The 22,133-nt window shown below is 58.3% G+C and carries 21 protein-coding genes; 7 read left to right on the top strand and 14 right to left on the bottom strand.

Features of this window, described 5'->3' with window-relative positions:
* Nucleotides 1–20: 20 nt before the first annotated feature.
* The 4 genes from ACIQY3_RS17525 to ACIQY3_RS17510 form a co-directional block, all read right to left on the bottom strand.
* Nucleotides 21–461 (bottom strand): carboxymuconolactone decarboxylase family protein, encoded by a 441-nt coding sequence (locus ACIQY3_RS17525; protein WP_403021635.1) that lies wholly within the window; start codon nt 459–461, stop codon nt 21–23.
* 112 nt (nt 462–573) lie between these two features.
* On the bottom strand, nt 574–2,013 hold the full coding sequence (locus tag ACIQY3_RS17520) for an efflux transporter outer membrane subunit (RefSeq protein ID WP_403021633.1): 1,440 nt from the start codon (nt 2,011–2,013) through the stop codon (nt 574–576).
* Nucleotides 2,014–2,016: 3 nt separating this feature from the next.
* The gene (locus tag ACIQY3_RS17515; protein WP_403021631.1) at nt 2,017–5,217 is read right to left on the bottom strand and encodes an efflux RND transporter permease subunit; all 3,201 of its coding nucleotides are present in this window, start codon (nt 5,215–5,217) and stop codon (nt 2,017–2,019) included.
* A 26-nt stretch (nt 5,218–5,243) separates the two neighbouring features.
* Entirely contained in the window at nt 5,244–6,443 is a 1,200-nt protein-coding gene (locus ACIQY3_RS17510; RefSeq protein ID WP_403021629.1) for an efflux RND transporter periplasmic adaptor subunit, read from the bottom strand.
* Between the two features lie 275 nt (nt 6,444–6,718).
* Here ACIQY3_RS17510 and ACIQY3_RS17505 point away from each other — a divergent pair, with 275 nt between their 5' ends.
* Together ACIQY3_RS17505 and ACIQY3_RS17500 are read left to right on the top strand one after the other, a co-directional pair.
* Nucleotides 6,719–6,916 (top strand): co-regulatory protein PtrA N-terminal domain-containing protein, encoded by a 198-nt coding sequence (locus tag ACIQY3_RS17505; RefSeq protein WP_403021627.1) that lies wholly within the window; start codon nt 6,719–6,721, stop codon nt 6,914–6,916.
* Nucleotides 6,917–7,354: 438 nt separating this feature from the next.
* A complete protein-coding gene (locus tag ACIQY3_RS17500; protein WP_403021624.1) occupies nt 7,355–8,794 on the top strand; it encodes a PLP-dependent aminotransferase family protein in 1,440 nt (479 codons plus the stop codon).
* Between the two features lie 9 nt (nt 8,795–8,803).
* Here ACIQY3_RS17500 and ACIQY3_RS17495 read toward each other — a convergent pair whose 3' ends face one another.
* Both ACIQY3_RS17495 and ACIQY3_RS17490 read right to left on the bottom strand, forming a co-directional pair.
* A complete protein-coding gene (locus tag ACIQY3_RS17495; RefSeq protein ID WP_403021622.1) occupies nt 8,804–10,000 on the bottom strand; it encodes an MFS transporter in 1,197 nt (398 codons plus the stop codon).
* Nucleotides 9,997–10,737 (bottom strand): 3-oxoacyl-ACP reductase family protein, encoded by a 741-nt coding sequence (locus ACIQY3_RS17490; protein WP_403021620.1) that lies wholly within the window; start codon nt 10,735–10,737, stop codon nt 9,997–9,999. The genes ACIQY3_RS17495 and ACIQY3_RS17490 overlap by 4 nt, the downstream gene beginning before the upstream one ends.
* Between ACIQY3_RS17490 and ACIQY3_RS17485 the strand changes: the two genes are divergently transcribed.
* Both ACIQY3_RS17485 and ACIQY3_RS17480 read left to right on the top strand, forming a co-directional pair.
* A complete protein-coding gene (locus ACIQY3_RS17485) occupies nt 10,736–11,482 on the top strand; it encodes a TetR/AcrR family transcriptional regulator (RefSeq protein ID WP_403021619.1) in 747 nt (248 codons plus the stop codon). The genes ACIQY3_RS17490 and ACIQY3_RS17485 overlap by 2 nt on opposite strands.
* Nucleotides 11,483–11,672: 190 nt before the next feature.
* Nucleotides 11,673–12,467, top strand: coding sequence for an SDR family NAD(P)-dependent oxidoreductase (locus ACIQY3_RS17480; protein WP_403021617.1), 795 nt, complete (start codon nt 11,673–11,675; stop codon nt 12,465–12,467).
* 117 nt (nt 12,468–12,584) lie between these two features.
* On the opposite strand, the gene ACIQY3_RS17475 is transcribed toward ACIQY3_RS17480, so the two are convergent.
* The gene (locus tag ACIQY3_RS17475) at nt 12,585–13,469 is read right to left on the bottom strand and encodes a LysR family transcriptional regulator (protein WP_403021614.1); all 885 of its coding nucleotides are present in this window, start codon (nt 13,467–13,469) and stop codon (nt 12,585–12,587) included.
* A 285-nt stretch (nt 13,470–13,754) separates the two neighbouring features.
* Between ACIQY3_RS17475 and ACIQY3_RS17470 the strand changes: the two genes are divergently transcribed.
* Nucleotides 13,755–14,150 carry a RidA family protein gene (locus ACIQY3_RS17470; protein WP_403021612.1) on the top strand — a complete coding sequence of 132 codons (396 nt, stop codon included), beginning with the start codon at nt 13,755–13,757 and terminating at the stop codon, nt 14,148–14,150.
* Nucleotides 14,151–14,219: 69 nt separating this feature from the next.
* Here ACIQY3_RS17470 and ACIQY3_RS17465 read toward each other — a convergent pair whose 3' ends face one another.
* The gene (locus ACIQY3_RS17465; protein ID WP_403021715.1) at nt 14,220–15,050 is read right to left on the bottom strand and encodes an oxaloacetate decarboxylase; all 831 of its coding nucleotides are present in this window, start codon (nt 15,048–15,050) and stop codon (nt 14,220–14,222) included.
* Nucleotides 15,051–15,349: 299 nt separating this feature from the next.
* Between ACIQY3_RS17465 and ACIQY3_RS17460 the strand changes: the two genes are divergently transcribed.
* Both ACIQY3_RS17460 and ACIQY3_RS17455 read left to right on the top strand, forming a co-directional pair.
* Complete coding sequence (locus ACIQY3_RS17460; RefSeq protein WP_403021610.1) at nt 15,350–15,643, top strand: putative quinol monooxygenase; 294 nt, start codon at nt 15,350–15,352, stop codon at nt 15,641–15,643.
* A 16-nt stretch (nt 15,644–15,659) separates the two neighbouring features.
* On the top strand, nt 15,660–15,941 hold the full coding sequence (locus ACIQY3_RS17455) for a LysR family transcriptional regulator (RefSeq protein ID WP_403021608.1): 282 nt from the start codon (nt 15,660–15,662) through the stop codon (nt 15,939–15,941).
* Nucleotides 15,942–15,949: 8 nt separating this feature from the next.
* Here the strand turns inward: ACIQY3_RS17455 and ACIQY3_RS17450 are convergent, their stop codons facing one another.
* The 6 genes from ACIQY3_RS17450 to ACIQY3_RS17425 form a co-directional block, all read right to left on the bottom strand.
* Nucleotides 15,950–16,279: a hypothetical protein gene (locus ACIQY3_RS17450; RefSeq protein ID WP_403021606.1), complete on the bottom strand. Its 330-nt coding sequence runs from the start codon at nt 16,277–16,279 to the stop codon at nt 15,950–15,952.
* Between the two features lie 21 nt (nt 16,280–16,300).
* On the bottom strand, nt 16,301–17,647 hold the full coding sequence (locus ACIQY3_RS17445) for a dihydroorotase (protein WP_403021603.1): 1,347 nt from the start codon (nt 17,645–17,647) through the stop codon (nt 16,301–16,303).
* The gene (locus ACIQY3_RS17440) at nt 17,644–18,900 is read right to left on the bottom strand and encodes a Zn-dependent hydrolase (protein WP_403021601.1); all 1,257 of its coding nucleotides are present in this window, start codon (nt 18,898–18,900) and stop codon (nt 17,644–17,646) included. The genes ACIQY3_RS17445 and ACIQY3_RS17440 overlap by 4 nt, the downstream gene beginning before the upstream one ends.
* Nucleotides 18,897–19,832, bottom strand: coding sequence for a dihydroorotate dehydrogenase (locus ACIQY3_RS17435; protein WP_403021599.1), 936 nt, complete (start codon nt 19,830–19,832; stop codon nt 18,897–18,899). The genes ACIQY3_RS17440 and ACIQY3_RS17435 overlap by 4 nt, the downstream gene beginning before the upstream one ends.
* On the bottom strand, nt 19,829–20,662 hold the full coding sequence (locus ACIQY3_RS17430) for a dihydroorotate dehydrogenase electron transfer subunit (RefSeq protein ID WP_403021597.1): 834 nt from the start codon (nt 20,660–20,662) through the stop codon (nt 19,829–19,831). Before ACIQY3_RS17430 ends, ACIQY3_RS17435 begins: the two co-directional genes overlap by 4 nt.
* 197 nt (nt 20,663–20,859) lie before the next feature.
* The gene (locus tag ACIQY3_RS17425; RefSeq protein ID WP_403021595.1) at nt 20,860–22,122 is read right to left on the bottom strand and encodes an MFS transporter; all 1,263 of its coding nucleotides are present in this window, start codon (nt 22,120–22,122) and stop codon (nt 20,860–20,862) included.
* Nucleotides 22,123–22,133: the final 11 nt, after the last annotated feature.

Raw genomic sequence — 22,133 nt, 5'->3', positions numbered from 1 at the left:
CGCTCTAAGTTACAGCTACATCAGACACTGGGCTTCTGGCGAAAACTCACCGCCAGCCGGTTCCAGCTGCTGATGGCGTTGATCGCCATGGTCAGATCAACCATCTCTGCCTCGGTAAATTCGGCGCGTAGCTGATCGTAGACTTCGTCCGAGACATCACTGCCGGTCATCTGGGTCAGTGCTTCCGTCCACGCGAGGGCAGCTTTTTCGCGGGCCGTGAAAAAGTCGCTGCTGCGCCACACCGCCACGGAGTACAGGCGACGGTCGGACTCGCCCAGCCGCCGGGCGTCAATCGAATGCATGTCGGTACAGAACGCGCATTGGTTCAGTTGCGAGGCACGAATTTTGATCAGGTGCAGCAACGATGCATCAATGCTCAAATTGCTGGTCATGGCCTCCAGGGTGATCATCGCTTTCATCGCCCTGGGTGACGCTGCGTAGTAATCCAGTCGAGATTCCATCAGTTGGCTCCCTTTCAGTAGTGTTACGAATGTAGGGTGTCCTGCCAGGGCAAACCACCGCCAATCCCCGGAAAAAACAGCAGGCCATTGACCTGCCGTCAATGGCCCGGATTTATTGCCTGGCGAGCGCGATGGGGGTGTTATCCACCCTGCCCCAGCCGCCGCCCAACGCCTTGATCAGACCGACGTAGGCCTTGGCTCGCAGCCCCGAGACCTGGGCCTGGGCACGCTGGGAAACCAGGCGGGTGCGCTGGGCATCGATGCTTTCGAAATAGCTGGTCGAGCCGTTGGTGTAACGCGCTTCCGCCAGGGTGGCCGCCCGCGTGGCGGCCTCGACCGCCTCATCCTGATACTGCAACTCACGATTGAGTGTGCGAATCGCGCTCAGGCTGTCCTCCACCTCTTTGAAGCCGATCAGCACCTGGTTTTTGTACGAGGCCACGGCGCCGTCATAACGCGCATCCGCTTTGTCCAGGTTGGCCTGGTTACGCCCGCCATCCAGCAACGGCATGTTGAGCACCGTGCCCACCAACGGCCCGAGTAACCAGCTTCTGCTCGACCACTTGAACAAGTCATTCAGATCGGTGGATTCGAAACCACCCGAGGCCGTCAGCACCAGCCTTGGGAAAAACGCCGATTTCGCCACACCGATGCGCGCACTTGCCGCGGCCAACTGGCGTTGCGCCTGAGCGATATCCGGCCGCCGCTCAAGCAGGTCCGACGGCAATCCCGCAGGGATCTCCACCGTTTGCACGAGCAACGGCGCGGTAGCAAAAGTGAAGTTGGAGGGCGGCTTGCCCAGCAGCACGGCGAGCGCGTGATCATTGGCCGAACGCTCGCGCAATGCGCTTTCCAGTGACGCTTGGGCGGTCGCCAGCTCTGTGCGTGCCTGGGCAGTTTCCAATTCGCTACGGTCCCCGGTATCGAACTGGCGCTGCACCATGTTCAGCGACTCGCGGCGCAATTTAATGGTGTCTTCAAGGATGGCGATTTCACTGTCCAGCGTGCGCAGGCTGAAATAGGTCTGCGCGACGTCCGATTGCAACGCCAGGAGGACCGACCGATAAGCCGCCTCCTCGCCCATGGCTTCCAGGGTTGCCGCGCGCGTGTTGTCGGCGAGCCCGCCGAACAGGTCGACCTCATAGGAGGCGTTCAACTGCGTGCGCAAGGTCGTCTGTGCGGAATCCGCGGTCCCTTGCCGTGTCGGCCCCGCGCCCAACCCAAGCTGAAAACTGCTGTCAGCCTTGGCCAGGCCGGCCGATGCCCGCGCCTCCTGGACCCGCGACAACGCCACCGTGAGTGTCGGGTTGGCTTGGCTCGCCTCGATGATGAAACCGCTGAGTTGATCATCACCAAACACCTTCCACCATTGGCCGCGATCGATGGCATCGGACGGCACGCCGACCTTCCAGCGATCAGCGTTTTCCTTGGCGACTTCGCGATACATCGCCGGTACGTCAACGTCGGTGGTTTCTGCCGGTTTGCTGAGCGAGCAGCCGGCCAGCAGGATGCCGAGGCTCAAGAGGCTGATGGCGAATGTTCCGTATTTCATGGCTCAAACCTCCTGAATAGCTGAATGAGAGGACTCGTGTGCAGTGTTGCCGGATAAGGTTTTGTCGTGGCGCGAGAAGCGCACCGACAAATGCCGCAGCAGCACGTAGAACACCGGGGTCAGGAACAAGCCGAACAGCGTCACACCGATCATCCCGGTGAATACCGCGATGCCCATGGCTTGACGCATTTCCGCGCCGGCGCCGCTGGATGTGATCAGGGGCACCACGCCCGCAATAAAGGCAATGGATGTCATCAGGATCGGCCGCAGACGCAGGCGCGCCGCTTCAATGGCCGCCTGGCGAATCGAGCGTCCCTGTTGTTCCAGTTCGTGGGCGAATTCGACGATCAAAATCGCGTTCTTGCACGCCAGCCCCACCAACACCACGAAGCTGATTTGCGTGAACAGGTTGTTGTCGCCACCGGTCAGCCAAACCCCGGTAATCGCCGAAAGAATGCCCATCGGCACAATTAGCAACACGGCAATCGGCAGCGTCAGGCTTTCGTACTGCGCGGCTAGCACGAAGAACACCAGCAGCATCGACAGAGGCAGGATGATGAACAGCGTGTTGCCCGCAATCTTGTTCTGGTAGGTCAGTTCGGTCCATTCGTAGCCGATGCCCCGGGGCAACGTTTCGGCGGCAATACGCTCGATGGCTTCCAGGGCCTGACCACTGCTGTAGCCCGGTGCCGGACCGCCGCTGACATCCGCCGAGGGGAAACCGTTGTAGCGCATGGCCTGATCCGGACCGTAGGTCTGGGTCATTTTCAACACCGAGGCCAGCGGCACCATGTCACCTTTGTCGTTGCGCGCCTTGAGCAACCCGATATCTTCTGCATGCCCACGGAACTGGGCGTCAGCCTGGACCTTGACCTGGAAGGTGCGCCCAAACTTGTTGAAGTCATTGACGTAGATCGAGCCCAGATAGATCTGCAAGGTTTCGAACACCGACGGCACCGACACCCCCAACTGCTGAGCACGGGTCCGATCGACATCGGCATACAGTTGCGGCACGTTCATCTGGAAGCTGGAAAACATGCCAGCAAGTTCCGGTGCCTGTTTAGCCTTGGCCATGAACGCTTGCAAGGCATCATTCAGCGCTGGCGTGCCGAGGGCCGCTCGATCCTGCAATTGCAACTTGAAGCCCCCCACATTGCCCATGCCCGACACCGGCGGCGGCGGGAATACCGCCGTGTAGGAACCTTTGATGCCGGCGAACTTGGCATTCAGTTGTGCGGCGATTTCATTGCCAGTCATGCCCGGGCCTTTGCGCTCGGCAAAATCCTTGAGGACAAAAAACGCCACGCCGGAATTCGGGCTGCTGACAAAGCCGTTGATGGACCAACCCGCGTAACCGGTGACCGCGTCGACGCCTGGCACCGCCAGTGCGGTGCTGGTCATGTCGCGCAACACTGCTTCGGTGCGATCCAGGGAAGCGGCATCCGGCAACTGCACGAAGCCCACCAGGTATTGCTTGTCTTGAGGCGGCACAAAGCCTGCCGGCACCTTGTTGAAAATCAGCACCGCAGCGACCACCAGCCCGCCGTAAACCAGCAACGACAGCGACTTGCGCTTAAGCACCCGGAAGACGCCGGTGCCGTAGTTGTCCGAAGCGCGGCCAAACAGGCGGTTGAAGTGTTTGAAGAAGCCACCGAAGACCTTGTCGAAGGCTTTTTGGAACGCATCCTTTGGCGCGTCGTGGCCCTTGAGCAGCATCGCCGCCAACGCAGGTGACAGCGTCAGCGAGTTGAACGCCGAGATCACCGTCGAGATGGCAATGGTCAACGCAAACTGCTTGAAGAACTGCCCGCTTAACCCGCTCACGAATGCCAGCGGCACGAACACTGCGCACAGGGTCAGGGCGATCGCCACGATCGGTCCCGACACTTCACGCATGGCCTGATAAGTCGCTTCACGGGCCGACAGGCCGAGCGCGATATTCCGTTCCACGTTTTCCACGACCACAATCGCATCGTCGACCACGACCCCGATCGCCAACACCAGCCCGAACAGGCTCAAGGCGTTGATTGAGAAACCCATCATCAACATGATCGCGAACGTCCCCACCACCGAAACCGGCACGGCCAGCAGCGGGATGATCGAAGCACGCCAGGTTTGCAGGAAAATGATCACCACCAGCACGACCAATACAATCGCTTCCAGCAACGTGTGAATGACCGCGTCAATGGAAGAACGGACAAACTGCGTCGGGTCGTAGATCACCTGGTAATCGACGCCTTCGGGCATGTCCTTTTTCAGCTCGGCCATGGTCTTGCGTACGTTGTCGGAAATCTGCAGCGCGTTGGAACCCGGCAACTGATAGATGAGGATGGCGTTGGCCTGTTTGTTATCCACCAGTGTGCGCAAGGCGTACTCGCCTGCCGCCAGCTCGACCCGCGCGACATCCCGCAAACGCGTGACACGTCCGTCCGGCGAGGTACGGACAATCACATCGCGAAATTCGTCTTCCGTCGTCAAACGCCCACGGGCATTGACCGAAATCTGATAGTCGACACCCGGTGCGGAAGGCGAAGCCCCAATCACCCCGGCCGCAGCGTTGACGTTCTGATCACGCAGCGCCTGCACCACGTCACTGGCGGCAAGGTTGCGCGCCGCCAGCTTGCGCGGATCAAGCCAGACACGCATGGCGTAGTCACCCGAGCCCGCCACCTGAACCTGGCCGACGCCCGGCAGCCGCGCCAGTTGGTCCTTGATATTGATCAGGGAGTAGTTGCGCAGGTACTGCATGTCATAGCGATCGTTGGGCGAGCGCAAGTGCACGACCATCGTCAGGTCAGGTGAACTTTTAAGGGTCGTGACGCCCAGCCGCTGGACCGCTTCGGGCAGGCGTGGCAGTGCCTGGTTCACCCGGTTCTGCACCATTTGCTGGGCAAGGTCTGGGTTGGTGCCGAGCTTGAAGGTCACGGTCAGGGTCAGTTGCCCGTCCGGCGTGGCCTGGGAGTTCATATACAGCATCCCTTCCACGCCGTTGATTTGTTCCTCCATTGGCGTGGCGACGGTTTCGGCGATGGTTTGCGGGTGTGCGCCGGGGTATTGCGCCTTGACCACAACGGACGGCGGCGCGACATCCGGGTACTCGGAAATCGGCAGGTTGAAAATGGCGATCAGGCCGGCGATGAAGATGATCGCTGACAGCACGCCAGCGAAAATCGGCCGATCAATAAAAAAGCGTGAGATGTTCATGGGAGCCTCTCCTTACTGACCGAAGATCAGGATCTGCCGGGTGGGTTCTGGGCGCCGAGGGCGACGGCATTGGCCGTCGGTTGTGGCTCCACCCGGTCGTCAGGACGGATTTTCTGCAGCCCTTCGACGACGATGCGTTCACCTTTGGAGAGGCCCGAGCGCACCACCCGCAGGCCATCAATCACCGGCCCCAGGGACACCTCGCGGTAAGCCACCTTGTTGTCGGCATTGACCACAAACACATATTTCCTGGATTGGTCGGTGCCCACGGCCTGATCGCGGATCAGCATCGCGGCCCGTGGCGCCGAATCACCGGTGCGGACCCTGGCGTACATACCCGGTGTGAGCTCGCCATTCGCGTTGTCGAACACCGCACGAACCCGCAGGGTTCCGGACTGCCGGTCGAGTTGGTTGTCCAGCGACTTGATATGGCCGCTGTACGGGTAGTCGGTTTCGTTCGACAGGCCCATGAACACAGGCAGGTTGTTGACCCCGGTGCTGCCTTTCGCGCCGTTGCGGGCGAAGCGGATGTAGCTGGCCTCATCGAGTTCGAAATTCACGTACACCGGCGATACCGACACGATGGTGGTCAGGACCGGCGCATCCTGCCCGGTGCCCACCAGGTTGCCCACGGTCAGTTCGGCACGGGAAACCCTTCCAGTCACCGGCGCCGTAATCGTGGTGTATTGCACGTTCAACTCGGCACTGAGGACGTCGGCTTGCGCCGCGCTGAGTGCGGCTTGCGCCTCAAGCAAATCATTGGCGCGTTGATCCTGTTCACGCTGGGAAATCGCGCGTTCGACGATCAACTTGCTCGAACGGGCCAGTTCGGTTTTGGCCAGGAACAACCGCGCCTTGGCGCTCTCGCGGGTCGCTTGCGCTTTTGCCAGGGCCGCCTGATACGGGCGAGGATCGATGGTGAACAACGGCGCCCCTTTGTTGACGATCTGCCCTTCCTGGAAATGCACCGCGTCAATAGTGCCGTTGACCCGTGGACGGATCTCGACATGTTCGATCGCTTCGATTCGGCCAGAGAAGTCACTCCACTCCGTCACCGGTTTTTCAATGACTTCGGCCACACCTACGGCGGTCGCCGGGGTCGGGGCTTGCGCTGCCGGAGCGGCAACAGGCCCCTGCACTTGATAACTGCCCACTCCCAGCACGATTAATACGCTGACGGCGAGTGCAGTCTTACTGTTTTTGGCCATGGGCTTGGAGGTCTTCATGCTAGATCCCGATATATGAAGTTGAATGCAACTACTGAGCAGTGATAACGTCATCAGCCAGCGATTAGGTTCACGCCGCCAAGGTAGTTTTTCGAGTGCCCGCTCGAAACATCCAATTCCTTATAAAATCGATATACCGGTCTTTTAAAAACCCTCCAAACAACTTGAAATTGGTCAACTTGTTTTTTCGTGCATTGGGTGTTTCTCGAATATATTCATTCGAATAGCCTGAAAACTCAAGCCACATACCGTGGCACTACTTGGAAGGCACTCCCATGAAAAAGCTTATCGTTGCTTGCACTCTTTTTTTGTCCGTTTTGAGTTCTTTGGCTTTCGCTGAAGGTGGCGGTGACAGACTGCATGAGAAAAACCAGGCTCACGTCCAAGAGGCCCTGGCCGCGCAGGAAAAGGCTAAAAACGAGAGCCAGAACACCGCTAAATCCGGTGTCGAAGCCAACGCCAAGAGCAGCTAAACACTCGTACACCAGCGCTCCACGCCAAACATTACAGCCCTCACAACAAATGGTGAGGGCTGTTTTTTTGCGTTCTTTTTTTGAAGCAAAAAAAAGACCCGCTAAACAAGCCGAGTCTAAAGGGAACAAACCTTGAAGCACTGCCGAGTGCATTTAGTTGACATACGTGCGGGTCTATCAACAAACACTGGCGGTAGTTGTGATACCTAAAAGCTGACGCTCTTACATGTCACGGAACTTACGTTACTTGCTGGGTCCTGATCGCTCAAATCCCAATAGTGGCTTTTTTCACTAGTCCACTGGCGGAACACTCAAAATTGCCAAAAATCCGGACCAGGCCAATACTGGAAAAGAACGGTTTACCATTGTCTCGCTACTGGCCTTTAACGGTGTCTGACGTCATGCTCTTTCCCATCAAAACCCAGGGGAGCCGGTGGTATGGAACTTCATGTTGTCATCAATGGCCGTAAAGATCTGGCAGGTCAGTTGTATAAACAACTGCGTGGAGCGATCGAAAGCGGCCGATTGGCAGCAGGCATGCAACTGCCGCCGACCCGGTTGCTGGCGGAGCAGCTCGGCATCTCACGCAAAACCATTTCTGACATCTACGCCCAACTGACCTACGAAAACTTTCTGATTGGCCGGGTCGGCAAAGGCACCTACGTCAATGCTCGGCCATCGAAGTTCCTGCGCAAGCAAACTGCGTCCGACCTGGCCTGTGCGGAAACGGTAAATGCCTGGCGCTCACTGCATTCCCCTCTTCCCGATCCCTCGCTGGAAGGTACGGTGCGCCGCGATTTTGTCGGCGGGGCCACGAGCAAAGGCCAGTTTCCCCATGATGAATGGCGGCGCTGCACCCAATATGCGCTGCGCCAGATGCAAAAATCCGTAGGTTTTTATAGTCACCCCGAGGGGCTTCCAGCCTTGCGCAGCGCCATCGCCCAGCACATCGCCTTCTGCCGGGGCGTCATTTGCCAGGACAGCGACGTGGTGGTTTGCAACGGCACGCAACAAGCCCTGGATGTGATATCCCGCGTGGTGTTGGAGAAAGGCAGCATCGTCGCCGTGGAAGATCCGGGCTACCCACCGGCTCGCTTGTTGTTCGCGTCCCAAGGCGCAACGGTTGTGGGCGTGCCGGTAGACAAGGAAGGCCTGCGGGTTGACCTCATACCGGATCAAACCCGGCTGATCTACGTGACGCCCGCGCATCAGTTTCCGCTGGGCATGCCGATGAGCCACGAGAGACGCCTGGCCCTTTTGCAGCGGGCCGAAGAACTCGGCGCCATCATCATTGAAGACGATTACGACAGCGAATTCAGGTACGAGGGGCTGCCCACCGACTCGCTGCAAAGCCTGGATGAGCGCGGATTGGTCGCCTTCGTGGGGACGTTCTCGAAGACCATGCTGCCGGAACTGCGCCTGGGCTACGCAGTGCTGCCGCCGGCGATTTCAGAAGCGGTGATGAAGGCCAAGCAATTCACCGATTGGCACACCTCGACACTCCCGCAATGGGCGTTGGCCAAGTTCATGACCGACGGCGAATTGCAAAAACACATCCGCCGCTGCCATAGCATTTACGCCGGCCGCCGCGAACGCATCCTCAGTCGACTCAACGGAGATCTATCGCCGTGGCTGGAGGCGATCCACACCACCGCCGGTTTTCATATCGCGGCCCTGTTCAAACATCCCATCGATCTCAAACTGTTGATTGAATTGGCGAGAAAAGTCGAAGTCGGCCTGTACTCAATCGAGGGATTTTTTTATCAGGAAACGCCCAGAAGCGGTTTGCTGATGGGATTCGGCTCGATCGAAACGCTGGACATTGACCCGGCCATGGATCGCTTGCGCGACCTTCTTTTGCAGATGGATGAGCGATGATGACAAGCCTTAACGCTTGACGCTTCGACCGTCACGTTTGCCGTTGAAATGCGCGAGCATAATGCAGAGTCCTACGGCTACTACCGCATAGGCACAGGGCGCCCATCCAATCGCCCTCTCCCCCCAGCGATCAATCGTCCAGCCACCGGAAAAGGCGCCGATGGCGATACCGAGATTCGCGCAGGACAGGTTCATCGTCATTGCGAACGCTGGTGTCCGGCCTCCCGCCATCGTTACTCGGACCTGACTCAGGGTGACCCCGGCCGTGTGGGCGATGCTCCAGATACCCAGCAATACGACGACCACCGGCAGGACACCTGAAAACACATCGGCGAGGTTGACGGAAACGGCCAACGCAACCACTGTCACCGCTGTAGCCACATTGGGCGCACGGTCGGCGACTCGGGCCGCAGCACTATTGCCAAGCAGACCACCGAGACTGAACAGCAGCAGCGCCAGCGCGACCTCACCACTGGAGAGCCTTAGTCCCCTTTCCAACCAGGCGCCGATAAACGTATACGCCGCAAACATCGATGCAAACAAGACGATCGACAGCAACAGGTGCACCAGAAAAATCGGTTGGCGCACCAGGCCAAGTTGTTCGCGCATGCTGGGTGCCTCATGAAGGCGAATGTCGGGAAAGTACAGCCAGGTCACCGCAGCGCCCGCCAACGAAGCAACCGTCAGCACGGTAAATGGCATGCGCCAATCCGCCCATTGCGCGAGCGCAACGCCCATAGGCAAAGCGAACAACACACCCAAGACAAAACCGATATTGGCATGGGCGAGCGCTCGGCCTTTGCGCTCTGGCAACGCGAGCGTTGTCACGACCGCCGCACTGACACTGATAAAGGCCGGCAGCGCTGCTCCTTGCACGAATCGGGCAACCAACAATAAGTCAAAGTCAGATGCCCGGGACAACACCGCGTTGCCCAGGGCGAACAGCAACAACGTTGCGACAAGCACATGGCGGGGCGAGCATTTACCCGCCAACAACGTAACACCGGGACCAAGCAGCGCGGCAGACATAGCGAACAGGCTTGTGAGGCGACCAGCCTCGGCAAGCGAAAGCCCCAACTCTGCCGCAACCATTGGCAGCAGCCCCACGACGATGAACTCGCTGGCCACGACCAGTGTGATAGCAGGCGCCAGAACCCAAAGTACTCTCCGAAGCTCAGCTTCAGCACTGATCGTGGAAACCGTCATGCGTTGGCACCGCCATCAACGGTCAGGCCGGCGCCGTTTATGGACCGGGCTTCATCACGCGCGACAAAAGCAACCAGTGCAGCCACATCCTCCGCGCGACCGTAACGTTTGATGGCCATGCGATTGAGCTGGGCTTCGGCATGCGGCCCGTCGGCAGGATTCATATCCGTGTCGGTTGAACCCGGGTGCACAACATTGACGGTTATTCCGCGAGGCCCGAGGTCGCGCGCCAGGCCCTTGGTCCAGCCGATCAGCGCGGCCTTGCTCATGGAGTACAGGCTTAAACCGGCATCGGGGACACGCTCGGCAAGGTTACTGCCGGTAGAGATAATCCTTCCTCCTTCGGGCAAATACTTCAGCGCGGCCTGGGATGCCAACAACACTGCACGCACGTTGATCGACAGGATGTCGTCGATGTCTTGCAGGCTCATATCCTCGACCGTGCCCGCGCGAAATATCCCGGCGTTATTGACGAGAATGTCGAGCCCACCAAGCACTCTCGCGGCGTGGTCTACGGCTTCGCGAATCGATTCCGGTGAGTTGGCTTCCATGCGAATCGCTACCGCGCAACGCCCCAACGCTTCGATTTCATTGACCACAGCCTGGGCAGCGTCAATCGAGCGTTCATACCCAACCGCAACATCAGCACCGTCCGCAGCGAGACGACGAGCAATGGCTGCGCCGATGCCGCGGCTGGCTCCAGTGACAAAAGCGCGCTTACCTTCAAGTGGCAACATGATGACTCCTCCTATTATGTATCGTTTGACACAGAATATGATCGACGCTAGAAAGGAGTCAACGATTATTGTGTCGATCAATACACAAAGGAAAATGAAGATGGCAGAGCGCGGCAGACCAAGGAGTTTTGACCGATTGCATGCCCTTGCAAAAGCCATGGAGCTTTTTTGGGAAAAGGGTTACGAAGGCGCCTCGATGTCTGAACTCACCGCCACGATGGGCATAGGCTCTCCGAGTCTGTACGCGGCGTTCGGCTCAAAAGAGGCGTTGTTTGGCGAAGCCATCGATTTGTATTGCACCACCGATGGCGCTGCGATCTGGGAGGCCACACTGGCCGCGCCCTCCTCTTACGGCGCCATCGAGGCGTTCCTGATGACGACCGCACTGGAATTCAGTCGTGAAGACAAGCCAAGCGGGTGCATGGTCATCCTCTCGGCTCTTCATTCCACAGAATCGAGCGCGCCGGTCCGGAGCATGCTGTCGGCGAAGCGAAAGCAGAACGTTGGGGTGCTCACCGCGCAATTGGCGAAAGGCGTGGAAAGCGGCGAGATCCCTGCAGGTGTGAATCTCGAAGCCATCGCGCGTTACTACATTACGGTCCAACAGGGCATGTCGATCCAGGCGCGCGACGGTGCAGACCGGGAAACGCTGGAAAGTATCGCCCACAGTGCGTTGGCGGCGTGGTTTCCATTGACGGGAGCAAAACCGACACCTTCGAAAATGCCTGGCCATACCACGCACTAAATGCGTACTGGCAAACCGAACGGGCTTAAATACCCAGCCGTTCTTCGATGTTCCCGAACAGTGTTTTTGGTCCCATGGCGGTAATGAGCGGTCTTGATAGCTGGTAGATTATTTTCAGTCACCCACCTTTATGACTTATGAGGGGAGCGCTGTTACTCCTCTCCTTATCAAGCAAAACGGAAACTAATCCATGAAAATCGATCTGACCGGCAAAATTGCACTCGTTACCGGCTCCACCCTGGGTATTGGTTTCGCTATCGCCAAAGGGCTCGCCGAGGCGGGGGCAGAAGTGATCGTCAATGGGCGTAAACAGGAGGCGGTAGACGCTGCAGTCGCAAAGATTCAGAAATCAGTGAGCGGTGCCAACGTCCACGGCGTCGTTGCTGATGTAGGCAACGCCCAAGGGTGTGCCGAGCTGATTTTGGCAGTCCCGCAGGTGGATATTCTGATCAACAACGTCGGCATTTACGGCCCACAGGATTTCTTCGACACCCCTGACGAAGTTTGGCAACGCTTCTTCGACGTCAACATCATGTCTGGCATTCGACTGTCCCGTGCTTATGCCGAGTCCATGGTGAAGCTCGGTTGGGGCAGAATCGTATTTATATCGTCCGAGTCGGCGCTGAACATTCCTGCGGACATGATCCACTACGGCTTCACCAAAACGTCAAATCTCTCGATTTCCCGGGGCCTCGCCAAACGATTGGCAGGTACGGGTGTAACAGTGAACGCGGTGCTTCCGGGCCCTACTCTGTCCGAAGGCGTTGCTGACATGCTCAAGGAGGAGGTCAAGAAGAGCGGAAAATCCTTGGATGAAACTGCATCCGAGTTCGTCATGACGCATCGCCCGAGTTCAATTATTCAGCGGGCGGCAACGATTGAAGAAGTCGCGAACATGGTGGTTTACGTCTCGTCCTTGCAAGCATCGGCAACCACCGGCGCAGCATTGCGCGTCGATGGTGGAGTGGTCGATACCATTGCTTGATTGAGGTCGGGGACGTCGATAAGCGTACTCAAACATCAAGGGCGAGGTGGTTCTTCTGAAGTGGACAAACCATGCTCGCCCTGTCGTTCAACGTGCAAGCCCTAAAAGACCTTACGGTTATGCCCCTGAAAGCTTCTGCGAAAGAAACTCAATGAACGCGAGGGTTCGCCTGCTGGGCGTATCCTTCGGATAAACCGCGTACAAATCGACCCGCTCTTCGACAGCGTCCTCCAGCACAATTTCAAGTCTGCCGTCTTCTAGCTCAGGTCTTATATCCCACTCATTTTTTATAATCACTCCCTTCCCTTCGACAGCCCATTGCCGAAGTACCGCACCGTCATTGACCACCCGATCACCGGCGACCTTCACGGAAAAGCGCTTGGCGTCTATCACAAAGTTCCAAACCGAAAGAGGTGCACCTGAGCGAGACAGAACCAGGCAATTATGATTGACCAGTTCTTCCGGGCGCGTGGGCTTTCCATGTTTCTTCCAATAGTGGGGTGAAGCACAAATGACGCGCTTGCCTTTTATCAATAACCTGGCTTTCAGGCGAGAATCTTCCAGAGGCCCGCTACGAATAGCTACATCAATATTCTGATCCAGCAGGTTTTCAATACCGTCGCTGAAAAGCAGGGTCAGATGAACTTTGGGATGAAGTGTCATGAACGGATCCAGGACGGGTAATACGGTGTGCCGCCCGAAATCATTGTTCGCCGTAATACGAATGGGACCCTGCAGGTCATCCACCTGGGTGATGTCTCCGACAGCAGATTCCCACACTTCATAAATGTTTCGAGCCGCTTGAAGTAAACGATCCCCTTCATAAGTAAACGCCAACTTTCGTGTGGTCCTGGTAATCAGACGCACGCCCATGCGAGTTTCAAGTTGCTGGACGATTAAGGTAATCGTTGAGGCTGACACCGCGCGTGAACGTGCAACTGCGGAAAAGCTCCCCATATCGGCTATGTCTATCAAAATGCGCAAAGCATCAAGTCTGTCCATTCTTCTAGCCACTCGAAAACCGGGTTCAGAATATGGCTTCATTTAGCTGGATTTACAACCCGCACGACCCTACGGCCCGAGTGTATTACACACAAAAGCGTTTTCTTTTTTCGAGATCATCGAACAGTGTTTTCGTTCCTGACGCGGTAATTTTTACGGACCAATGCTGTTAGATTCTCTTCACATTTTCGCAAATCAAACAGATGCAACCTTTGGATTAATACTTGATACCTCCGGGTGCCAAGTAAAGGGTATTCAACAACGAAACCAAGAAGGTGTTCGCTCATGCAATCGGAAAGAGTGGTAGTACGTAATGGCCCGTTCAAACAAATAATCAATGACGGCGTCAAGATTGACGGATGGATTTTCCTCTCGGGGCAGTTGAGCGTGGACTCTACCGGCCAGATCATTGGAGAAAACGATATTGCAGAACAGGTACGCGTGGCCTATGAAAACGTCGAGTTGACCTTGCAGTCGTTTGGAGCCGACATGAGTCATATTGTAGAAGAGACGTTGTTTGTGACGGACATCAAGGGTTTCCTGGACCGCTCAACCGAATTATTTTCTATTCGCTCAACCGCATATGGCGCTGAGCCGCAAGTTGCCCAGACACTCGTGCAGGTAGTCGCCCTGGGTGTTTCCAGTGCCATGATCGAGATTAAATGTGTAGCCAGGCTTTAGGATTACTGGAGGGCCGGGATAGTGAATGACCTGTCCCTGCCCTCTGTACCTAGGGACACCATTGGCCCGTTAAGCGCCCATGAGCTTATTGGCGTCCGGGAAGCTGATCGCCTGATTGGCGTAACTGAAGGTGCCAAGGTTTTTCACCTCTTGCGCAGCGCGAATGAACTCCCCCAGCGCGGCCCTGGCGAATGAGCTGCCGACGCTGATACGCCGCACTCCTGCCGCGGCCATTTCATCCATGGTCAGCAGTGAACCGGCGAGGCCCATGACGACGTTGACCGGTTTGTTGACTGCCGTGCAGACCACGCGGATGGCGTCCAGATCGGGCAACGCCGGGGCAAACAGAACGTCTGCACCCGCCTCCTCGAAAGCGACCAATCGACGGATTGTGTCGTCCAGATCGCGTACGCCACACCCGAAGTTTTCGGCGCGAGCGACAAACGTAAAGGGAAACGCCAGGCTGCGCGCTGCTTCGACTCCAGCCATCACGCGCTCGACGGCGTGGTTGAACTCGTAAATCGGTGACGACGGATTGCCCGTTGCATCCTCGATCGAGCCGCCGACCAGCCCTGCTTCAGCCGCCATCATGATCGTCCGGGAAACCTCTTCCGGTGAGTCGCCAAAGCCATTCTCCAAATCGGCGCTGACGGGCAGGCGCGTGGCCTCCACGATGCATCGCGCATTGGCGAGAATTTCTGCCCGCGAAAGCGTGCCCTCCCCATCCCGGCGCCCGAGGCTGAAGGCCAGGCCGGCACTGGTCGTGGCCAGCGCTTCAAAGCCCAGGGACTCAAGAATTTTTGCACTCCCGGCATCCCAGGGGTTGGGGAGCACGAACGGCACGGAACCGGTATGCAGTGCCCTGAACGCCAAAGCTTTATCCAGTGTTGACATGTCTATCTCCGCTGATGAGTCACTCTGATTGAACAGAGCCACCCGTGAGTTGCGACCATTAAGCGATCACTAGCAGATAACCCGGCATCTTTGAAAAATAAAGACCCAATAACAGACATTTCAACCAGTCCAATGGCAGTTGCAACGCGTGACAACAAAAAGCAATTGGCCTTCTGCTTTTAGCATTTATTGGCTGTCGAGCTTTGCGGGGCATTCCCCTAATCTGACTATCAAGCCAATGCGCGAAGTTCCAGAACCGCTCATGTAGTTGCACGGCGCATTTATTTAACGTGGAGGATTCGGCAATGAACATCGCAGCAACCAACACGGTAACTATTCATGTCATTCCTGGCCAGTACGAAGTCGTCGGTACGCTGTTACAGACGATGGTCGACACCTTGCGTAAATCGACTGGCTGCCTGTCCTACGCCGCGCTGCAAAGCCATTTCGAGCCCGGCCTGTGGATTGTGACCGCGCACTGGGATTCTCCGCACGATATGGAAACGCACTTCCACAACGCGGCGCAGGAAAAGTACGCCGAGCTATTAAACTGCACGCTTATTCGCAGTATCGAATTCCATAGCCAGTCAATCGCTTAATTGAAATCTCCATAGCATGAGCATTAACGAGCAATTGTTTTGCAATATCGATCTTAATTTGACGATTACCTTTCTCGTGCTGTTTCGAGAAGGCAGCGTGTCACGTACAGCCGCTTGCATGAACGTCGGTCAACCGGCGGTAAGCGGGTCACTCTCAAGATTGCGTTCTTACTTTGATGATCCTTTATTCATAAGAACAAAGTCAGGAGTGCGCCCCACTCACAAAGCCATTCTCATCGAACAGAAACTCTCGCCTGCCCTGCATTGCATCGAGGCGGTCCTGACCGGGAACGTGTAGCGCCTTGCTCACACCAGGCCGCGACTGCCGGCATAGTCCGCCACCACCTGATTCAAGGCAACGCTCAATACCCGTCCATCCGCACTGTCCAGCGCCGCTTCCAGCACATCCATGTACCCCAGCAGTTGCCCTTTGACCTGCTGGGCAAACTCCGGGCTGACTTCCTGATCCTCATAAAACAGCACATACGCCCGGCAGAACTCACCGATGACAAAACACATTGCCGCATGCTCGGGGACATTGCGGATGATCTGCTCGCACTGCACGCGCACGCGCTTGAAAGCCTCGGTGCCTGGCAATGCCTGACGAAACTCATGGACCGTTGTTGAGAAATTCATGGGGGAACTCCTTGATCGTGATTAACGATTGAATGACAGGCGTTGGCCAAGGCTGTGCGGCGCGATGTCGCGACCATCCCAGACCCGTTGCCCGTTGACGAACGTGCTGACGATGCTCGACGAAAAGGTATTGCCTTCGAACGGGCTCCAGGCGCATTTGGACAACACCTCTTCGCGCTGCACCGTATGCGGCTGGCGGGGATCGACCAAGACCAGGTCGGCGGCAAACCCTTCGCGCAGGAATCCGCGAGCGGCCACGTCGAACAACTGGGCCGGGGCATGACAGACCGCCTCGACCACGCGCTCCAGGGTCAATTCACCGGCGAACACCCGCTCCAATGCCACTTGCAGGGCGAACTGCACCAGCGGCACGCCGGAGGGCGCTTTCTGGTACAGGTTGTTTTTCTCTTCCAGTAGATGCGGCGCGTGGTCGGTGGCCAACACGTCGATGCGTCCTTCGGCCAGGGCCCGGACAATCGCCCGTCGATCGCGCTCGGTCTTGATCGCCGGGTTGCATTTGAGCCGCATCCCCAGGCGCTGATAGTCGCTGTCGTTGAAGTGCAGGAAGTGCACGCAGGTTTCAGCGGTGATGCGCTTGTTCGCCAATGGACCGGGTTCAAACAGCTCCAGTTCTTCAGCGGTGGAAATGTGCAGCACATGCAGCCGTGCGTTGTGCTTGCGCGCCAAGGCGATGGCCAGGCGGGTCGACTTGATGCATGCCTCGCGGGAACGAATCAACGGATGCAGGCCTGCGGGGATGTCTTCGCCATAAGTGCCCAGGGCTTTTTGCAGGTTGTCTTCGATCATCGGCGAGTCTTCGCAGTGGGTGATGATCGTCACGGGCGAGTCACGGAAGATCCCGTTCAACACCTCGGGATCGTCCACCAGCATGTTGCCGGTGGACGCGCCCATGAACACCTTGACCCCCGGTGTGCTCTTGGGATCGATGGCGCAGATCGCCTCCAGGTTGTCGTTGCTCGCGCCCATGTAGAACGCATAGTTGACCACGGACGATTGCGCCGCGATCGCGTATTTGGCTTCCAGGGAATCGCGATCCAGCGCCGGTGGCCGGGTGTTGGGCATTTCCATGAAACTGGTGATGCCGCCCGCCGCGCAGGCCCGGGATTCGCTGGCGATATCGGCCTTGTGGGTCATGCCCGGTTCGCGAAAGTGCACCTGATCGTCGATCATGCCCGGCAGCAGCCACAGCCCGGTGGCGTCGATCACTTCGTCCTTTGCGCGCGGCTCGATCGTCGGCGCAATCTGCGCGATCAAGCCGTTCTCGATGCGCAGGTCGCTGCAAAAGCGCAGGCCTTCGTTGACCAGCGTGGCATGTCGAATCAGCCAGGATTGGGATGGACGTGTCATAGCGTCAGCTCCTGCAGGGTGTGGTAAAGCACTTCGCTGGCCTCGATGAAATCGTCCAGCTCCATCGCCTCGAAAGGGTTGTGCGAACCGTGCTGATTACGGATGAAGAGCATGGCGCTGGGGATTCCGGCGTTGGCGAAAACCGCAGCGTCATGCCCCGCACCACTCGGTGTCAGGACCCCTTCCCATCCGTGCTCGCGGGTCATGCGCACCAAGGCGTCGACCCACGGTTCGTGCATGGCCGCCGGTTGCGTATCGATGCGTTTATCGAATTCGAAGCGCACCTGGCGTTGGTCCTCGATCTGGCGGATTTCGGCCAGGATCAAGGCATGGAAGGCTTCCAGCGTAGGTTGATGCAGGCTGCGGATTTCCAGGCTGAAACTGACTTCGCCAGGAATCCGCGAGACGGCGTGATGGGCGGCGTTGGTGCCCAGGGTGCCGACCGTGACCACCAGATCACGGCCATCCTCCAGCCATTCGCCCCACAATCGATCAATGCGCGCGACCAGTTCACTGACCGCAAACACCGAGTCGTGGCGGTCCTCTCGGGACACCGCGCCCGAGTGGCCGTCCTCGCCCAGGCACCGCACCAGGTTGTGCCGCAGGTTGCCGCGAATGCCGGGCACGATGCCGATGGCCTGGCCCATTTTCTCCAGGGACTCGGCCTGCTCGATGTGCACTTCCAGGTAGCCGGCGAACTGTTCGCGCTCGATCAGCCATTGCCGAGCGCGAATCGCGTCGAGATCGGCGCCCACCGCGTGCATGGCCTCGCCGAGGGTCCTTTTACTGAAGCGATTGGTCAGCGTCAGATCGGCGGCTGTCAGCCCGCCCATCAACGCCCGCGAGCCCATATAGGACTTGCCGAACCAGGCGCTCTCTTCACCGCGCAGGCCCAGCACCCGTGTGGGTCGTGGGGTTTGTACTTGCAACTGATCGAGGCGGCACAGGCACAACAGTCCGGCGACAACCCCGGCCAGGCCATCGTAGTTGCCGCCCTGTGGCACCGAATCCAGGTGCGAACCGATCCAGATCGCCGGTTGGCCATCGTCATCGGCACGCTGGTAAATCACGTTGCCAGCGCGATCGGTGTGGACGTGCAAACCGTTGTCCCGGGCGAATTGCGACAGGTAGGCAATCGCCGCGTTTTCCCCGGCGCCGTAGCTTTCGCGAGTGATGCCGATCTCCGGGTCGCGGGACAGTTCGGCAATCTCACTGAAGATCCGCCGCGCCTGGTGTTTCCAGAGAGTGCTCATGGCAGTGCTCCAAACGCGGCGGCCGGGGAATCGTCGAGGCTGCCGATCAGCGAGCTCAAGCGGCTGATGCCTTTGCGCCGGCAGAACACTTCCAGTTCGTTGACCATCAGGTTCATGGTCTTGGGGTGAATGAACGTCGCGGTGCCGACCTGCACCGCCGTGGCGCCGGCGTAGATGAACTCCAGCGCATCATCGGCGGTGGCGATGCCGCCGCAACCAATCACCGGAATCTGCAAGGCCTTGGCGCATTGGTAGGTCAGACGCACCATCAATGGCTTGATCATTGCGCCGGAAATCCCGCCCATGAAATTGCCCAGGCGTGCCCTGCCCTTTTCGATGTCGATCGACAGCCCCAGCAACGTGTTGCCGACCACCACCGCGTCCGCGCCTTCGTCCTGCGCCCCGAGCGCAATGTCGACGATCTCGCCGCTGTTGGGGGTCAGCTTGACCCACAGTGGCAGCGAGGTGCTGGCGCGCATCAACTTGACCACTTGCCGCGTGCTGTCGGCGTGCATGCCGAACGACTCACCGTGGGCTTCAAGGTTGGGGCAGGAAATATTCGCCTCGATGCCGGCAATGCCCGGGACATCGCTCAGGCGTGCCGCCAGTTCGGCAAAGCCCTGGGCGGTCGGCGCGGAAATGCTGACGATCAGCGGTGAATCGAAATCCCGATAAAACGGCACCACCTTGTCGATGAACACGTCCGCGCCTTTGCTCGGAATTCCGATGGCATTCATCATGCCGTCCGCCAGTTCACAGACCCGGGGCATCGGGTTGCCGGTGCGTTTTTCGCTGGTGATGGTTTTGGTCACCAAGGCGCCCAGGCCATTGAAATCCAGCAGGTGGGTCAATTCCTCGGCGAAGGTGCCCGAGGCCGGCATGACCGGGTTCTTCAGGCGCAGGCCGCCAACGTTTACGCTTAAATCGATCATTCCAGCACCTCCGCCAGGTCGAACACCGGGCCTTCCAGACACACACGTTTGCCGATTTTCAAACCATCGACTTCAAACACATCGACGCAGCACTGGCACATGCCCAGGCCGCAGACCATTTGCTGTTCCAGGGCGACTTGCCCGGCCAACCCCAGTTCGCCCGACAAGCGCTTGAGCAAACGGGTCAGGCGTTTGGAGCCACAGGTGAACAACGCGTTGCTGCCTTCGCGGGCAATCACCTCGCGCAACACGGCTTCAATGTTTTCCAGGGAGCTGCTGCCGTCCTCATCCAGGACGGCGATGACGTCGGCGCCCAGGGATGCGAAACGCTCCCGGGACAGCAGGCTCTTTTCACTGCGGGCGCTGAGCACGGCGGTCAACTTGATGCCCAACGCATGGGCCGCTTCGGCGAGTGGCGCCAGGGTCGCGAGGCCGACGCCACGGGCCACAATGGTCATGTGCCGCCATTGCGGATCAAGGTCGAAGCCCTTGCCCAGCGGGCCAAGGATTTCCAGGGTTTGTCGTTCGGTCAGGGTTTCCAGGCCGAAGGTGCCCTTGCCCGTGACCTTGTACAGAAACTCGACCTGGCCATTGACCGGGTTAGCTTTGTAAGTGCTCATCGGCCGACGGAAAAAAGGTTTGTGCTCGCCTTCGCTGGGGCACAACAGGTTAAAGAATTGCCCTGGCTGCGAATGGCACGCCGCACCGTCGGCCTGCAACACCAGGCGTTTGTATTCGTCGTTGACCCATTCGTTGGACAGCACCACCGCCAGGGTATCGTTCGGCGGGGTGACGGCGATGGCTTGGCAGCAGCTGGAAATCCCGGTCATTTTGAAAGCCCTCAATGTTCTTGTCTAATTTTTGATACAGGCGAGTCAAAAGAGAAACGACGCCGCCCGTGTATCCGGCAGCGTCGTGGTTTTCTACTTCATTTCAGCCTTGACTCTACGACATCAAAAAACGTTTGTCTAATTTTTGATACGGTTTGCGCAATACTTTTTTGGCATTAACAACGCCGACTGCCGCCTTACTTCGGTTGTGCTTCGAGAGGGCTCGCCAACGGCGCTTCACCGCTGTAGCCCTGGCTGCGCGGCAACAGGAACAGCGTGGCGGCCATGGCCAGCAGGTAAATCGACGCCAGCAGCATGATCGCCGCCGAGAACGAATACGCCAGGGCAATGGCGCCCACCACCAGCGGCCCGAAACCACCGACACCACGGCCGACGTTAAACAGCACGTTCTGCGCCGTGGCCCGGACCTGGGACGGATAGAGATCGGAGATCAGCGCACCGTAGCCGCCAATCATGCCGTTGACGAAGATGCCCATCACCACGCCAGCAAACAGCATGCTGATCGGGTCCGTCAGGTTGGCGTAGATCAGCACCATGACCGCCGCGCTAGCCTGGTACAGCAAAAAGATCCGCCAGCGACCGAAGCGGTCGGCCAGTTGCCCGAACAGCCAGATCCCGAAAGCCATCCCCACCACTGTCGCGGCGGTCCAGGTGCCGGACGCGGTCAGCGAGAAACCGAACTGGCGCGACAGGTAACTGGGCATCCAGATCATGATTCCGTAGTAACCGAAGTTCTGCACTGAAGTCAGCACCATCACGCCGATGCTCGCCTTGGTGGTCGGCACATCCTTGAACAGTTGGCCGAAGCGCTGCGTAAAAGAGATCGGATTGACCGAGGCTTTGATGAACTCTTCCGGCTCACCCATGGTGTGGCGGATCACGAAGGACAACAGCGCCGGCACCAGCCCGACCAGGAACATCCCGCGCCAACCGATATGCGGTAACAACAACGGCGTCAACAGCGCAGCCGCCAAAACCCCCGCCTGCCAGCCCATGCCGACGTAGGACGAAGCGCGATTGCGCTTGTTGGCCGGCCAGGTCTCGGCGATCAGCGCCATGCCGATGCCGAACTCGCCGCCCAGGCCAAACCCGGCGAGGGTGCGGTAGGTCAGAAGATCCCAGTAACCCTGGGCCAACGCACATAAACCGGTGAACACCGAAAACACCAGGATGCACACGCTGAGCATCTTGACCCGGCCATAGCAGTCGCTGAGCTGGCCGAACACCAGGCCACCGGCGACGGCGCCGAGCAAGGTCCAGGTCACCAGCGAACCGGCTTCGGAGGTGGTCAGTCCCAGGCCGAGGGTGATGGCCGGCAACATGAAACCGAGGATCAACAGGTCGAACCCGTCCATGGCATAACCGGTCACGCTGGCGATCAACGCCTTGCGCGGTGATGCGTCCGCCTTGGCGGCGCTTGAGTCGTGGTGAGTCTTCACAATCTTTACCT

Origin of the sequence: Pseudomonas sp. NPDC096950, from assembly GCF_044762525.1 — a bacterium.
Taxonomy (GTDB): Bacteria; Pseudomonadota; Gammaproteobacteria; order Pseudomonadales; family Pseudomonadaceae; genus Aquipseudomonas.
Note: the sequence above shows the minus strand (reverse complement) of the source record. Positions and strands in the feature narration are given on the sequence as shown.